The sequence below is a fragment of the Bradyrhizobium sp. BRP56 genome (assembly GCF_020194035.1).
Lineage (GTDB): Bacteria > Pseudomonadota > Alphaproteobacteria > Rhizobiales > Xanthobacteraceae > Bradyrhizobium > Bradyrhizobium australafricanum.
On the sequence record NZ_JADYVV010000002.1, the window covers coordinates 181,326 to 195,011 of the forward strand.

A 13,686-nucleotide genomic window follows, 5' to 3' on the forward strand; every position below is an offset into this window, starting at 1 on the left:
CGCGCGAAGCGGGCACCGGTTCGCGCAAAGAAAACGCGTCAAAACAACATTCTGGAGCTTCCTTCCGACTTGATCGGAACGAGGCCCCGGGCGGCGCTTGCGCCGCGGGCGCGGCGGACTATAAGGGGCCCGAAAATCCAATCAAGTCAGGGCGAAATGGCCGGTATTTCCGCAAAGACATCGCAGCTCCGCGCCGTCAGGGTATGGCTGGTCGTGGTGGCCGCCCTGATCGCCCTGATGGTCTTGGTCGGCGGCGCCACGCGGCTAACCGAATCCGGCCTGTCGATTGTCGAATGGAAGCCGGTGACCGGCACGCTGCCGCCGCTGACCGAGGCGCAGTGGACCCAGGCTTTCGAGGGCTACAAGAGGATCCCGCAATATCGCGAGCTCAACGCCGGGATGACGCTCGAGCAATTCAAGACGATCTTCTGGTGGGAGTGGGGCCACCGGCTGCTTGGCCGCGTGATCGGCGCGGCCTATCTGCTGCCGTTCCTGTATTTCCTGTGGCGCGGCGCGGTGAGCGGCGAACTCGGCCGGCGATTGTGGGTGATTTTCGGCCTCGGCGCGCTGCAGGGCGGCGTCGGCTGGTGGATGGTCGCGTCCGGCCTCTCGGAACGCATCGAGGTATCGCAGTATCGGCTGGCGACGCATCTTGTGCTGGCGCTCCTGATCTTCGCGGCGATCGTCTGGACGCTGCGGCGCCTGACCGACCGCCCAAGCGTGATCGCGCCGCTCAGGCTGAAGATCACGAGCGCGGTGCTGCTCGTGCTGACCTTCGTGCAGCTCTATTTCGGCGCGCTGGTAGCCGGGCTGCGCGCGGGCAGGGTTTATAATACCTGGCCCGACATCGATGGCGGCTTCATTCCGTCGGCTGACCGGCTTTGGTTCGAGACACCGTGGTGGCGCAATCTGTTCGACAACACGCTGACGGTGCAGTTCGAACATCGCATGACCGCCTATCTGCTGTTCGCGCTGGCGATCGCGCATGCGATCGATGCCATGCGCGCGCGCGCCGGCGGCGCTGTCATCGCGGGTGCCTGGTGGCTGGTCGCGGCGATCACGCTGCAGGCGACGCTCGGCATTCTGACGCTGCTGCATCAGGTGCCGATCGATCTGGCGCTGACGCACCAGGCGGTCGCCATCGTCGTGCTGACGCTCGCGGTGCTGCAGGCCGAGCGCTTCGCCGCGCGCCGGACCGAACGGGACCAGCCGACCCTCGTTGCGGTCGGCCAGCCCGGTTGATCGATCAGGACAGATAGTCGAGCCCGATATCGAGCGCGGCCGAGCTGTGGGTCACCCAGCCGACCGAGATCAGGTCGACGCCGGTGGCGGCAATCGCCGCGGCCGTCGCCGCGGTGATGCGGCCGGAGGCTTCGGTGATCGCCTTGCCGCGCGCCATGTCGACCGCCTGGCTGAGCTGCTCGGTCGTCATGTTGTCGAGCAGCACCGCGTCGACGCCGAGCGTCAGCGCCTCTTCGAGCTGCGACAGCGTGTCGACCTCGACCTCGATCTTCACGAGATGGCCGGCATTGGCCTTGGCGCGTTCGATCGCGGTGCGGATGCCGCCGGCGAGCGCGATGTGGTTGTCCTTGATCAGCACCGCGTCATCCAGCCCGAAGCGATGGTTGCCGCCGCCGCCGGCGCGCACCGCGTATTTCTCCAGCGCCCGCAGTCCCGGCGTGGTCTTGCGGGTGCAGACGATCTGCGCGCGGGTGCCCGCCACGGCCTTGACCAGCGTGGCGGTTGCAGTGGCGACACCGCTCAGATGGCAGAGGAAGTTGAGGGCGGTCCGCTCGGCGGTGAGCAGGCTGCGCGCCGGGCCGTCGATGATCGCGATGACCTGGTCGGGTTCGACCGCGCTGCCGTCGGGCCGTTCGGCGCGCAGCGTGATGGCCGGCGACACCGTCTGGAAGGCTGACCGCGCGACATCGAGCCCGGCGATCACGCCGGGCTGCCGCGCCCGCATCACCAGCCGCGCCTCCTGGCCGGCCGGCACGATGGCATCTGCGGTGATATCGCCGGCGCGGCCGAGATCCTCGCGTAGCGCGGTCTGCACGATCGGCTCATAGATCAGCGGCAACAGGGGATTGAGGGTCATGACAGGGCACTCCTGGTGAATGGCATGGATTCGACGATGTCGCGCGCGGCGGCGAGCGCATCGGCGCGGGTAAGGGACGACGGAACGGCCGACGCAGCAGTGTGCGGGAAATCGCTGCGGAAATGGCCGCCGCGGCTTTCCTCACGCCGGATGGCGGCAACCGCGACCATCAATCCGACCAATGCGGCGTCGGACGCCGCATTGTGACCGCATGCGAGTCGATAGAGACTGCGGATCGCGCGGGCGATCCCGTCGCGGTCGCGCAGGAAGCCGAGGCCCTGGGTGAGGATCGGTCGCACGGCGGAGGGATCGGAAGCCTGTGGCATCGCGTCGTCGCGCAGCATGGCGCGCGGGCCCGCACTCACGCTTTCGATGCTCTCGGCGACCCAGCGCGCGCAGACGATCGCTTCCATCAGCGAATTGCTGGCGAGCCGGTTGGCGCCGTGCAACCCGGTGCGCGCGGCCTCGCCGCAGGCCCACAGGCCCTGCACCGTGCTGCGGCCAAAACCGTCAACCGTGATGCCGCCCATGTGGTAGTGAACCGCCGGCCGGATCGGGATCGGATCATGGGCGGGATCGATGCCGGCCATCTTGCAGAACGCGCTGATCACGGGATAGCGCTGCGCAAACTCCGCGCCCGGATGTTGGCGCGCGTCGAGGAAGGTGCGATGCCCCGCGGCGCGGTGGCGCCAGACGGCGCGCGCGACGATGTCGCGTGGCGCCAGCTCGGCGCCGGGCTGATCGGCCATGAAGCGCTCGCCGGTCTCGTCGATCAACACCGCGCCATCGCCACGGATCGCCTCGGTCAGCAGCGGCATCGGGCGCGACGGCCCGTCGAACGCGGTCGGATGAAACTGGACGAACTCGATGTCCGACAATTTTGCGCCGGCATGTGCGGCAAGCGCGAGCCCCTGGCCGAAACATCCGCCGGGATTGGTGCTGTCGGCGAACAGCCCGCCGATGCCGCCGGTTGCGATCACGACGCGGTTGGTTGCGATCGTCGGCGCGCCGCTTGCGTTGGCTGCAAGCACGCCCCTGACCGCATTGTCCTCGATGATCAGCCGGCGCGCCTCGACGCCTTCCAGCAATGTGATCGATGGTGTGCGCCGGACCGCCGCGATCAGCGCGCGCATGATCTCGCGTCCGGTACCGTCGCCGGTGGCGTGCACGATGCGGTTGCGGCGGTGTGCGGCCTCGAGCCCGAGGCGCCAGCTGCCGTCGGCGTGGCGGTCGAAGGCGACGCCGAGCCTCGCCAGCTGCTCGACGGCGGCGGGCGCGGCGTGGACGATCCGGCTCGCGGCGGCCGCGTCGCAAAGGCCGGCGCCGGCCGCGAGCGTATCGGCGAGATGCAGGGCAGGGCTGTCATCGGCGCCGACCGGCGCCGCAAGGCCGCCCTGAGCCCACATGCTGGAAGCTTCCGCGCCGAGCGGCGATTTCGACAGCAGCACGACCGGCTCGGGGGCGAGCTGAAGCGCGGTCATCAGCCCGGCGGCGCCGCCGCCGATGATCACCGGGCGGCCGTTGAGATCGGAGATATCGGTGCTCATATCGCCAGCATCCTTTCGACGCTCTTGCGCGCGCGATCTGCGATCGCGGGGTCGATGGTGACCTCGTGCTGGTTGGTCTCCAGCGCGTGACGGATGTTCTTCAGCGTGATCCGCTTCATGTGCGGACAGAGATTGCAGGGGCGGATGAAGTCGACACCGGGATTTAGCGCAGCGATGTTGTCGCTCATCGAGCATTCCGTCAGCAGCACGACGCGCGGCGGACGTTTGGTCTCGACGAACGACTGCATCGCGGCCGTCGAACCGGCGAAGTCCGCTTCGGCGACCACCTCGGGCGGGCATTCCGGATGCGCCAGGATGGTGACATCGGGATGATCCTCGCGCAGTTGGCGCACGTCATCGGCGGTGAACAGCTCGTGCACCTCGCAGTGGCCCTTCCAGGCGATGATCTTCTTGCTGGTTTGCTTGGCGATGTTCTGCGCCAGATATTCATCAGGCAGCATGATGACGCGCTCGGCGCCGAGCGATTCAACCACCTTCAGCGCATTGCCTGAGGTGCAGCAGATGTCGGACTCGGCCTTCACCGCGGTCGAGGTGTTGACATAGGCGACGACCGGGGCGTCCGGGTAGCGCGCGCGCATCAGCCGCACGTCCTGCGCCGTGATGGAATCCGCCAGCGAGCAGCCGGCCTTGAGGTCGGGGATCAGCACGGTCTTGGCCGGATTGAGCAGCTTCGCCGTCTCGGCCATGAAGTGCACGCCAGCGAGCACGATGACATCGGCATCGACCTTGGTTGCTTCGCGCGCGAGCAACAGGCTGTCGCCGACGATATCGGCGACGCCGTGGAAGATCTCCGGCGTCTGGTAATTATGCGCCAGCACCACCGCGTTGCGGCGGCGTTTCAGCGCGAGGATCGCATCGACGTCCTCGGCGAATGTGGCCCATTCGAACGGCGGGATGACGCGCTTGACGCGCTCATAGAGCGGCGCGGTGCGGGTGAGCAGATCGGTATCGAGTGCAACCATTTATACTCTCCGTGAGCATAAGATGGCTTATACTTATCCTGAGCATAAGGCGTGTCAAGTGCGCGAAAGCGGGAGCTTGGTGCCGGCGACGGCCCGTTCGGCCAGCACGGCATGGCGGAAGCGGAATAGCTTGGCCGGCCGGCCGACGGTATCGGCGGCGATTGCGCCAGTCTCTTCAACGAGTTCCTGCTGCTCGATCAGCCGGCGGAAGTTCTGCTTGTGGACCAGCCGGCCTGCGAGCGCCTCAACACTGCGTTGCAGTTGCAGCAGAGTGAACTCGGCCGGCATCAGCTCGAATACCACCGGACGGTATTTGATCTTGGCGCGCAGCCGCGCGATCCCGGTCGCGAGAATGCGGCGATGATCCGCCGTCATCGGCTTGCCCGGCACGACCGGCGTCTCGCGGCCATGCCCGCGTCCGGCTTCCGGGATCAGCGCGGCCTCGTAGAGCAGCTCATAGCGTTGCAGCACCAGCTCCTCGTTCCAGTCGCGATCGTCGAGACCGAAGGTGATGGCGCAGCGCTGCCAGCGCTCGCGCTGCAGCGTCGGTGACGGCGCCGCCTTCGCCCACGTTTTCAGCTTCGGCGCGATCGTCTTCGCCAGGAAGGCCGGCGCGCCGGCGCGATGATCCTCCCAGGGGAAGTAGTCGTACCAGCCGGACCAGTGCGCCTCAAAGCCTTCGCCGACACGATCCTCGCGGGTCAGGCCGAGATAGCTGATCGAGACGCTGTGCGGCCCCTTGGCGTCGCCGGAGCGGCCAGGGTCGGCAAAGGTGTAGAGCTGCTCGACATAGCCGAGCGGGTGGCCGGTCTGCGCTTCGACCCAGGCCCGCAGCGCGGTCTGCAGCGAGCGATGGGTGAACTCGAACGGGCCGCTCGGCAGCGCGGAGCCGCCGGCGATGGTCATGATCTTCGGCGTGCCCTCGGTGACGGCGACCAGCACCGCGACGAGATCGGCGGTCACCGCGTTCCCCGAAGCCGATGCGCTGGATTTCTGCGGCGATCTGGCCACCCGATCGTTCCGCGCTAGCAGTAGCCGTAGACGCCGCAGGCGTAGGGCAGGCGATCCCAATAGGTCACATAGGCGCCGCCGTAGTACGGGCCGAAATAGTTGTAGGAGTGCCAGTTGCCGTAATAGCCGGGCAGCGACGACGACCCCGGCAGCAGCGGTTCGCCGGGCACGAACGGGATATACGGCTCGGAATTGAGCGGGATCACCACGGGCTGCTCGACGACCACGAGCTGGCGTCCGCGCCGCACATAGGTCGGCGATGTGATCGTGGTGCGGTAGGCGTAATGCCGGTGCGGCAGGCCCGCCGGCAGCTGGCGCGCGGCCTTGACGGTCGCGCTCTTGGCGACGGCCGGGCCGTCGGCGGCCTCAGCAGGCGGGATCGCAAACAATGCGATCGCGAGCGGCAATGTCCAGCGCAGCATCAATGGTCTCCCGAATCATCCGGAGCCTATCACTGCCACTTTAAGCCGGATTGAACGTTAACGAGAGGCCCGTCGGTATTAAGCGTTAACGGGAGGTCGGTCGCTTTGGGCAAGTTGCCGGAGCGATGCGGCGCACCGCTCCGGAACAATTGCGGGATCAGGCACGCAGGGCCTGGTCGAGGTCGGCGATCAGGTCTTCCTTGTCCTCGATGCCGATCGAAAGCCGCACCACCTCGGGCGCCGCGCCCGACCTCACCTTGGCGGCGTCGTCGAGCTGGCTGTGGGTGGTGGAGGCCGGATGGATCACCAGCGAGCGGGTGTCGCCGACATTGGCGAGATGCGAGAACAGCTGCAGGTTCGACACCAGATTGACGCCCGCGTCATAGCCGCCCTTCAGGCTGAAGGTGAACACCGCCCCGGCGCCTTTCGGCGCGTATTTGCGCTGCAAGGCGTTGTACCTGTCGCCGGGCAGGCCGGCATAATTCACTGCTGAGACCGCGGGGTGGGTGGAGAGGAATTCCGCCACCGCCTTGGCGTTGTCGCAGTGCTTCTGCATGCGCAGCGGCAGCGTCTCGATGCCGGTCAGGATCATGAAGGCGTTGAACGGCGACAGCGCGGGGCCGAGGTCGCGCAGGCCGAGCACGCGGCAGGCGATCGCGAAGGCGAAGTTGCCGAAGGTCTCCTGGATCCGGATGCCGTGATATTCCGGGCGCGGCTCGCTCAGCATCGGGTATTTGTTGTCCTTCGACCAGTCGAAGGTGCCGGCATCGACAATGATGCCGCCGAGCGAGTTGCCGTGACCGCCGAGGAACTTGGTCAGCGAGTGCACGACGATGTCGGCGCCGTGGTCGATCGGCTTGATCAGATAGGGCGAGGCCAGCGTGTTGTCGACGATCAGCGGCACGCCGGCCTTGCGCGCAACGGCGGCGATCGCCTCGATATCGGTGATGCTGCCTGCCGGGTTGGCGATCGACTCGATGAAGATCGCCTTGGTGTGCGGCGTCACCGCGCGCTCGAAGCTTTCGATCTCATCGGGGTCGGCCCAGGCCACATTCCAGCCGAACGCCTTGAAGGCGTGGGTGAACTGGTTGATCGAGCCGCCATAGAGCTTGCGTGCCGCGATGATCTCATCGCCGGGCTTCAGCAGTTGCTGCAGCACGACGACCTGCGCCGCGTGACCGGAAGCGACGGCGAGCGCCGCGGTGCCGCCTTCGAGGGCTGCGACACGTTCCTCGAGCACGGCATTGGTCGGGTTGCCGATGCGGGTATAGATGTTGCCGAATGCCTGCAGGCCGAACAGCGAGGCCGCATGGTCGGCGTCGTTGAAGACGAATGACGTGGTCTGGTAGATCGGCGTCGCCCGCGCGCCGGTGGTGGGATCAGGCTGCGCGCCGGCGTGCACGGCGAGGGTGGAAAATCCCGGAAGGCGATCGGTCATTCTTTAGTATCCTGTTGTGGCCTGGTCGAAACGCGCGGCATGCTGATGGCGACGGCGTCCGCCGTCAAGCGAGTTGGGCACACCGCCAGTTGGAGGGGCATCCGCGCTATACCGGATGATCGCAGCGATTATTCCGCCGCGACGTCAGGTCGTCTCGGTCTTGTTCTTTGCCGCGCGGTCGGATGCCGCGGTCTGTCCGCCGCCGAAGCTGGTGCGGTTGAGCGACAGCCGCATGCCCTGCGTCGGGACCGGCGCGCGTTTGGAACTCAGTGTGCGCGAGTTGACACCCATCCACGAGATCTCCGACGACAGCCGGCCATACTCGATCTTCGGGCAACGGTTCATCACCACCTTGAGGCCCGCGGCTTCCGCCTTCTCGGCAGCGGCATCGTCGCGCGCGCCAAGCTGCATCCAGATCACCTTCGGCGGCGTCGACAATTTCAGCGCCTCCTCGACCACGGGCATGATGTGGCTTGAGTTGCGGAAGATGTCGATCATGTCGATCGGCCGATCGATGTCCGCAAGCGAGGCGACGAACGGCTTGCCCATCAGCGTCTTGCCGACATGGCCGGGGTTGACCGGGATCATGTCGTAGCCGCGCTGCGCCAGATATTTGAACGCGAAATAGCTCGGCCGCACATTGACCGGCGAAGCGCCGACCATCGCGATGGTCTTGACGTTGTTCAGAATGCTGCGGATGTAGTTGTCGTCGTAGGCGTCGTGATTCATTTTTCTTCCGGGTTTGTCATTCCGGGGCCCGCGCAGCGAGAACCCGGAATCTCGAGATTCCGGGTCTGGTGCTAATGCACCATCCCGGAATGACGACCTCAGGTCGTCACTTGTCCTGCCACTTCGGATCGCGCTTCTCGATGAAGGCACCGATGCCTTCCTCGGCGTCGCGCGCCATCATGTTTTCGGTCATCACCTCGGCGGCGAAGCGATAGGCATCGGCGAGGTTCATCTCGGCCTGGTGATAGAACGCCTCCTTGCCGAGCTTGACGGTGTAGGCCGATTTCAGCGCAACCTTCTCAGCCAGCGCGATCGCGGCGTCGCGTTCGGCGCCCGCGGATACCACGCGGTTGACGAGGCCGATGCCCTGCGCCGTTGCCGCCGAGACCGGCTCTCCGGTCAGCAGCATCTCCATCGCCTGCTTGCGCGGCACGTTGCGCGACAGCGCCACCATCGGCGTCGAGCAGAACAGCCCGATGTCGACGCCCGGCGTCGCGAACGCGGCCGCTTCGGAGGCGACCGCGAGGTCGCAGCTTGCGACGAGCTGGCAGCCGGCCGCAGTGGCGATGCCCTGGACGGACGCCACCACCGGCTTCGGCAGCCCCACGATGGCCTGCATCATCGCGCTGCAGGCGTTCATGATTTGCGCGAAATAGGCGCGGCCGCGGTCGGCATCGCTGCGGCGCGCGGTGAGCTCCTTGAGGTCGTGGCCGGCGCAGAACGCCGGGCCGTTGGCGGCGAGCACGACGGCGCGGATGCGCTTGTCGCCGCCGACATCGTTTAGGGCGGCGTGCAGCTCGGCGATCAGGCCCTCGGAGAGGCTGTTGCGCGCTCCGGGCCGATTGAGCGTCAGTAGCGCGATACTGCCGACGGTCTCGCGCAGTAGGATCGGCTGGTGTTGCGGCGCTTCGGCGCGGGCGGCTTGGGCGGACATGCTGAAATTCCACTTTGGTCTCTGTGACAACTTAATGTAACAGGCAGGCTGAAGCGAGGGCAGGGACGGCATGGCGACTGCGAAAATGAGCGTGGCTGACGTGGAGGAGTTCCTGCGGAGGGAATTCCCGCAGGCGTTCGTCCACGACGATGTCCGGATCGAAAGCGCCGACGGCGAGACGGCCCTGCTGCGCCAGCGCTTCAGCGAGCGCATGCTGCGGCCGGGCGGTACGGTGTCCGGGCCGACCCTGATGGGGCTGGCGGATTTCGCGATGTACGTGGTGCTGCTGTCGGCGATCGGGCCGGTTGGCCTTGCCGTGACCACCAACCTCAACATCAACTTCCTGCGCAAGGGTCAGCCGGGGCAGGACGTGCTTGCGGTGGCGAGGCTGCTCAAGCTCGGCAAGCGGCTCGCGGTCGGCGAGGTCAACCTGCTGTCCGGCTCGTCTCCCGATCCCATCGCCCATGTCACGGCGACCTATTCCATTCCAAATCAATAGGCTTTTCTACGGTATTATTGCACCATATTTGCAAGCCATTGTTTTTTCTGATGTAATTTGAGCGCGGGGGCGTTGACGCGCGATCGTGGCTTCTCTAGAAAGCTGCCAGTTCGGCGCATACGGCGCCGATTTCTTTTTCACGGATTTCACACATGAGCACGTTCTCGGCCAAGCCCGCCGAAGTGACGAAGAAGTGGGTCGTGATCGACGCCAAGGGTCTGGTCGTCGGTCGTCTCGCCACGCTCGTCGCGATGCGCCTGCGCGGCAAACACCTGCCCACCTACACCCCGCATGTCGATTGCGGCGACAACGTCATCATCGTCAACGCCGCGCATGTGGTGCTGACCGGTCGCAAGCGCGACCAGAAGACCTACTACAAGCACACCGGCTTCATCGGTGGTATCAAGGAGCGCACCGCGAAGCAGATCCTCGAGGGTCGCTTCCCCGAGCGCGTCGTCGAGAAGGCGATCGAGCGCATGATCCCGCGCGGTCCGCTCGGCCGCATGCAGATGGGCAATCTGCGCGTCTATCCGGGTGCCGATCATCCGCATGAAGCGCAGAGCCCCGAGAAGGTCGATATCGCTTCCCTGAATCGCAAGAACACGAGGGCCGCATAATGTCCGATACGTTGCAGTCCCTCGACCAGCTCTCGCAGGTCAAGCCGGCCGCTCCCGACGCGCCGAAATACGTCAAGAAGGTCGACAAGTACAATCGCGCCTACGCCACCGGCAAGCGCAAGGACGCGGTCGCCCGCGTCTGGGTCAAGCCGGGCTCCGGCAAGATCTCGGTCAACACCCGCGAGTTCGAAGTCTACTTCGCCCGCCCGGTGCTGCGCATGATGATCCAGCAGCCGCTGGTCGCTGCCGCCCGTAACGGCCAGTACGACGTGATCTGCACCGTCGCCGGCGGCGGTCTCTCCGGCCAGGCCGGTGCTGTCCGCCACGGCATCTCGAAGGCGCTGACCAACTTCGAGCCCGAGCTGCGCGGCGTCCTCAAGAAGGGCGGCTTCCTGACCCGCGACAGCCGCTCGGTCGAGCGCAAGAAGTACGGCAAGGCGAAGGCTCGCAAGTCCTTCCAGTTCTCGAAGCGCTAATTCGAGTTCTAAAATTCGCGGCAATTGCCGCGGGCATCGAGTTGCAGAGGGCGCCACGAGGCGCCCTTTTTGCTGCGTCCGACCGGCGATGCTTCGGCGCGAATTAGCGCAGTTTTTCATGAAAACTTGCGTGTGCGTGCAAACGAAATTGGAACTCGCACCTTCTAGCTTGCGGGCTCGCAATGGCGCTGCATCACCGTATTTATTTGCGCCTGCGAACGTTGCATCACACCGGGCTGGGGTGAGTTTATGTCGTTCGATCCATCGACACTTTATTTGTTCGCCACCATGGTCGCGGGCATGCTCGGCGCCATGCTGTGGTTGTTCGGCAGGCAGGAGAACATTTCCGCGCTGAAATGGTGGGGCACCGCCTATCTGCTCGGCGCGGCCTCGGTCGCGGTCTGGACGGTCGGCAGTTCGACGCTCGATCCGATGGTTCTGCTGGGCCTCAATGCGATCGGCTTCGCCGCCTGCGGCCTGGTCTGGAATGCTGCGCGCATTTTCCACGGCCGCAAGGCCAACCTGCTGGGCCTCGTGCTCGGCCCGATCGCATGGATCGGGGCGGTGACAACGGTTGAGGATCCCGCGATGCGCCTGACGATCGGCGCCGGGATCGTCGCGATCTACGCCGCGCTGACCGCTTCCGAACTGTGGAGCGAGCGCCGCCGCGCGATGCAGCGGCGCTGGCTTGCGATCGTCATCCCGGTCGCGCACGGCTGCGTCCTGATGCTGCCGATCCTGGTCGGCGACCTGCTGCGATTGAACGGCCAGAATTTCGTCTCCAGCTTTTGGGTCACGCTGTTTTCGATCGAACTCGTGCTGTACGCGATCGGCACGGTGTTCGTGATCTTCATGATGGTGTCGGACCGCGCGGTGGCCGTGCACAAGACGGCCGCGTCGATCGACCCCCTGAGCGGCATGCTCAACCGCCGCGGCTTCACCGAGGCCTGCGCGCGGGTGATCGAGCGCGAGTCCATTGCCGGCCGGCCAGTCACCGTGATGATCTTCGACATCGATCACTTCAAGTCGATCAACGACCGCTTCGGCCATCCCGCCGGTGACGAGATCCTGAAGCTGTTCTCCGCTGTCGTGGTCAACAGCCTCAGGATCAGCGATCTGTCGGGCCGGATCGGCGGCGAGGAATTCGCGGCGCTGCTGCCGTGCTCGCTGGAGGAAGGTGTGCTGGTCGCCGAGCGCGTGCGCGAAGCCTTCGAGAGCAGCAACATCACCTGCGAGGAAGGCGCGGTCGACACCACGGTCAGCATCGGCGTCGCAGGCGGTCCCGCCGGCACCGAGCTCGAGGTGCTGTTGGCCTCGGCCGACACCGCGCTCTACCAGGCCAAGCGCGGCGGCCGCAACCGCGTCGAGGCGGCGGAGGAATTGCCGCTCTCGCTGGAGAACTGGCGGCGCAAGACCGCGGGCCTGCCGGCTTCGGCGCGGCAAAAGCCGGCGAGCGTCCGGGTATGAGTGCGGTAACGAGTGGTTAACCATTCGATCCCATGCTTTCGGGCATGGAGTCGATCCGCACCCGCAATCCTCAGTCAGCCCTGATGTCGCTCGAAGCCGACGCGGTTTCGGCGCGCAGCGGTTTCGCCTGCCTGTTCTCGGACTCGCATGAATACGAGACCGCGCTGATCGCCGAACGGCGCGCGCACGGGCGATACCAGCCGCCGAAGAGTCGCTGGCCGATGGTGATGCTGGCCGGCGTGATGCTGATGGTCGCGGGAACGGTGCTGCTGCTCTCCTGACGTGCGGTCACGCGGCCCGCGCCGGATCCTCCGTCTTGAAGTGGTCGATCATCACCTTGGCGATCGCCATCAGCGGCAGCGCCAGCGCCAGCCCCCAGATGCCGAACACGACGCCGAGCAGGATCTGGAACGCGAACAGCGCGGCCGGAGGGATGTCGAGCGCCTGGCGCTGGATAATCGGCGTCAGCACGTAGCTTTCCAGCGCGTGGACGCCGAGGAACAGGATGAAGGCCGACAGCGCCGCGACCCATCCGGTCGCAAGGCTCGCGAGCACCACGATCAGCCCGCCGAGGATCGCGCCGACCGTCGGGATGAAGGCGAGCAGGCCGGCCTGGATGCCGAGGATGAACGAGCTCGGAATGCCGATGATGGCAAGCCCGATCCAGGTGACGAGGAATACCGCCGTCATCGTGATGATCTGCGCGATCAGCCAGCGCTCCAGTGTCTCGCCGATGCGGTCGACGATGATGGTCGCCTGCGCGCGGTACTTGACCGGCGCGATGAACAACAGCCCGGCGCGGTAGATGCTGGGCTGGGCCGCGAAGGCGAGCCCGAGGAACAGCACGATGAAGAAGTTGCCGACGACGCTGACGGTGCCGAGTAGCACCTTCAGCGTCTGGCTGATGATGGCGCCGCCGCTTGAGGCCAGCGCGCCGGCGCCGGGGATGCCATGGGACTGCGACGATGGGGGCGTCGTTGTTGTCGTCGTCACGGCGGTGCCTTCGCCCTTTGCCTCGCCCGCGGCATTGGTGAAATCGAGATAGCTGGTGTCGACCCCGTGCTGTTCGAGGAAGTCCTTGACGCTGCCGAGCTGCGATTTGATCGTGTTGCTCAGCACCGTGGCCTGCTGCGCGATCGTGGTGCCGCCGAGGAACACGATGCCGGACAACAGCCCGGCCATCGCCAGGCAGACGATCGCAAGCCGCAATGCGTGGGGCAGCTTGGTCAGCCGGCCGAGCAGGGTGGTCATGGCATTGAGGGCGACTCCGAGTAGCATGCCGGCGAACAGCAGGAACAGGGTCGCGGCAAAATGCCAGGCGAAGGTCAGCAGGGCGGCGAACAGCACCACGCCGATGCCGCCGACGGCGATCGCCCATGCCAAGTCGTTGCGGGCCTGAAGGCGATTGTCAGCCGAGTCTGTCACGGGTGATTCCCCCTTCGCGACGGTGTTTCGAGCAGTCTTT

Annotated in this window: 15 protein-coding genes; 6 read left to right on the forward strand and 9 right to left on the reverse strand. The window is 66.0% G+C overall.

The features are described 5' to 3' along the window. The first annotated feature begins 156 nt into the window (after nucleotides 1–156). Complete coding sequence (locus I6F38_RS02590; protein ID WP_225158950.1) at nucleotides 157–1,242, forward strand: COX15/CtaA family protein; 1,086 nt, start codon at nucleotides 157–159, stop codon at nucleotides 1,240–1,242. 4 nt (nucleotides 1,243–1,246) lie between these two features. On the opposite strand, the gene nadC is transcribed toward I6F38_RS02590, so the two are convergent. From nadC to I6F38_RS02630, 8 genes are all read right to left on the reverse strand, one after another. Further along, on the reverse strand, nucleotides 1,247–2,098 hold the full coding sequence (gene nadC / locus I6F38_RS02595) for a carboxylating nicotinate-nucleotide diphosphorylase (RefSeq protein ID WP_225158951.1): 852 nt from the start codon (nucleotides 2,096–2,098) through the stop codon (nucleotides 1,247–1,249). After that, nucleotides 2,095–3,645, reverse strand: coding sequence for an L-aspartate oxidase (locus I6F38_RS02600; protein WP_225158952.1), 1,551 nt, complete (start codon nucleotides 3,643–3,645; stop codon nucleotides 2,095–2,097). Before I6F38_RS02600 ends, nadC begins: the two co-directional genes overlap by 4 nt. After that, on the reverse strand, nucleotides 3,642–4,628 hold the full coding sequence (nadA, locus tag I6F38_RS02605) for a quinolinate synthase NadA (RefSeq protein WP_225158953.1): 987 nt from the start codon (nucleotides 4,626–4,628) through the stop codon (nucleotides 3,642–3,644). Before nadA ends, I6F38_RS02600 begins: the two co-directional genes overlap by 4 nt. Nucleotides 4,629–4,682: 54 nt before the next feature. Further along, a complete protein-coding gene (locus I6F38_RS02610; protein ID WP_225158954.1) occupies nucleotides 4,683–5,639 on the reverse strand; it encodes a hypothetical protein in 957 nt (318 codons plus the stop codon). A 14-nt stretch (nucleotides 5,640–5,653) separates the two neighbouring features. Continuing rightward, entirely contained in the window at nucleotides 5,654–6,061 is a 408-nt protein-coding gene (locus tag I6F38_RS02615; RefSeq protein ID WP_225158955.1) for a hypothetical protein, read from the reverse strand. 157 nt (nucleotides 6,062–6,218) lie between these two features. After that, nucleotides 6,219–7,499: an O-acetylhomoserine aminocarboxypropyltransferase gene (locus I6F38_RS02620; protein WP_141342882.1), complete on the reverse strand. Its 1,281-nt coding sequence runs from the start codon at nucleotides 7,497–7,499 to the stop codon at nucleotides 6,219–6,221. Between the two features lie 144 nt (nucleotides 7,500–7,643). Beyond that, on the reverse strand, nucleotides 7,644–8,228 hold the full coding sequence (locus tag I6F38_RS02625; RefSeq protein ID WP_092077894.1) for a CoA-binding protein: 585 nt from the start codon (nucleotides 8,226–8,228) through the stop codon (nucleotides 7,644–7,646). 106 nt (nucleotides 8,229–8,334) lie between these two features. After that, nucleotides 8,335–9,162, reverse strand: a complete 828-nt coding sequence (locus I6F38_RS02630) for an enoyl-CoA hydratase (RefSeq protein ID WP_225158956.1) — start codon at nucleotides 9,160–9,162, stop codon at nucleotides 8,335–8,337. A 70-nt stretch (nucleotides 9,163–9,232) separates the two neighbouring features. Here I6F38_RS02630 and I6F38_RS02635 point away from each other — a divergent pair, with 70 nt between their 5' ends. The 5 genes from I6F38_RS02635 to I6F38_RS02655 all read left to right on the forward strand — a co-directional run bounded on the left by I6F38_RS02635 (nucleotide 9,233) and on the right by I6F38_RS02655 (nucleotide 12,502). Then, nucleotides 9,233–9,661 carry a PaaI family thioesterase gene (locus tag I6F38_RS02635; RefSeq protein WP_028340177.1) on the forward strand — a complete coding sequence of 143 codons (429 nt, stop codon included), beginning with the start codon at nucleotides 9,233–9,235 and terminating at the stop codon, nucleotides 9,659–9,661. 152 nt (nucleotides 9,662–9,813) lie between these two features. After that, complete coding sequence (gene rplM, locus I6F38_RS02640; RefSeq protein ID WP_016840522.1) at nucleotides 9,814–10,278, forward strand: 50S ribosomal protein L13; 465 nt, start codon at nucleotides 9,814–9,816, stop codon at nucleotides 10,276–10,278. Then, nucleotides 10,278–10,754, forward strand: coding sequence for a 30S ribosomal protein S9 (gene rpsI, locus I6F38_RS02645; RefSeq protein ID WP_028333930.1), 477 nt, complete (start codon nucleotides 10,278–10,280; stop codon nucleotides 10,752–10,754). The genes rplM and rpsI overlap by 1 nt, the downstream gene beginning before the upstream one ends. A 249-nt stretch (nucleotides 10,755–11,003) precedes the next feature. Continuing rightward, nucleotides 11,004–12,221: a GGDEF domain-containing protein gene (locus tag I6F38_RS02650; protein ID WP_225158957.1), complete on the forward strand. Its 1,218-nt coding sequence runs from the start codon at nucleotides 11,004–11,006 to the stop codon at nucleotides 12,219–12,221. A gap of 44 nt (nucleotides 12,222–12,265) precedes the next feature. After that, nucleotides 12,266–12,502, forward strand: coding sequence for a hypothetical protein (locus I6F38_RS02655; RefSeq protein ID WP_225159053.1), 237 nt, complete (start codon nucleotides 12,266–12,268; stop codon nucleotides 12,500–12,502). Between the two features lie 7 nt (nucleotides 12,503–12,509). Here I6F38_RS02655 and I6F38_RS02660 read toward each other — a convergent pair whose 3' ends face one another. After that, nucleotides 12,510–13,646 carry an AI-2E family transporter gene (locus tag I6F38_RS02660; protein WP_225158958.1) on the reverse strand — a complete coding sequence of 379 codons (1,137 nt, stop codon included), beginning with the start codon at nucleotides 13,644–13,646 and terminating at the stop codon, nucleotides 12,510–12,512. Nucleotides 13,647–13,686: the final 40 nt, after the last annotated feature.

Coding starts and splice junctions, on each gene's coding strand:
- I6F38_RS02630 (WP_225158956.1), bottom strand. CDS start 9,162: ATGTCCGCCCAAGCCGCCCGCGCCGAAGCGCCGCAACACCAGCCGATC.
- I6F38_RS02655 (WP_225159053.1), top strand. CDS start 12,266: ATGGAGTCGATCCGCACCCGCAATCCTCAGTCAGCCCTGATGTCGCTC.
- nadC (WP_225158951.1), bottom strand. CDS start 2,098: ATGACCCTCAATCCCCTGTTGCCGCTGATCTATGAGCCGATCGTGCAG.
- nadA (WP_225158953.1), bottom strand. CDS start 4,628: ATGGTTGCACTCGATACCGATCTGCTCACCCGCACCGCGCCGCTCTAT.
- I6F38_RS02650 (WP_225158957.1), top strand. CDS start 11,004: ATGTCGTTCGATCCATCGACACTTTATTTGTTCGCCACCATGGTCGCG.
- I6F38_RS02625 (WP_092077894.1), bottom strand. CDS start 8,228: ATGAATCACGACGCCTACGACGACAACTACATCCGCAGCATTCTGAAC.
- I6F38_RS02620 (WP_141342882.1), bottom strand. CDS start 7,499: ATGACCGATCGCCTTCCGGGATTTTCCACCCTCGCCGTGCACGCCGGC.
- I6F38_RS02590 (WP_225158950.1), top strand. CDS start 157: ATGGCCGGTATTTCCGCAAAGACATCGCAGCTCCGCGCCGTCAGGGTA.
- I6F38_RS02600 (WP_225158952.1), bottom strand. CDS start 3,645: ATGAGCACCGATATCTCCGATCTCAACGGCCGCCCGGTGATCATCGGC.
- I6F38_RS02635 (WP_028340177.1), top strand. CDS start 9,233: ATGGCGACTGCGAAAATGAGCGTGGCTGACGTGGAGGAGTTCCTGCGG.
- rplM (WP_016840522.1), top strand. CDS start 9,814: ATGAGCACGTTCTCGGCCAAGCCCGCCGAAGTGACGAAGAAGTGGGTC.
- I6F38_RS02615 (WP_225158955.1), bottom strand. CDS start 6,061: ATGCTGCGCTGGACATTGCCGCTCGCGATCGCATTGTTTGCGATCCCG.
- rpsI (WP_028333930.1), top strand. CDS start 10,278: ATGTCCGATACGTTGCAGTCCCTCGACCAGCTCTCGCAGGTCAAGCCG.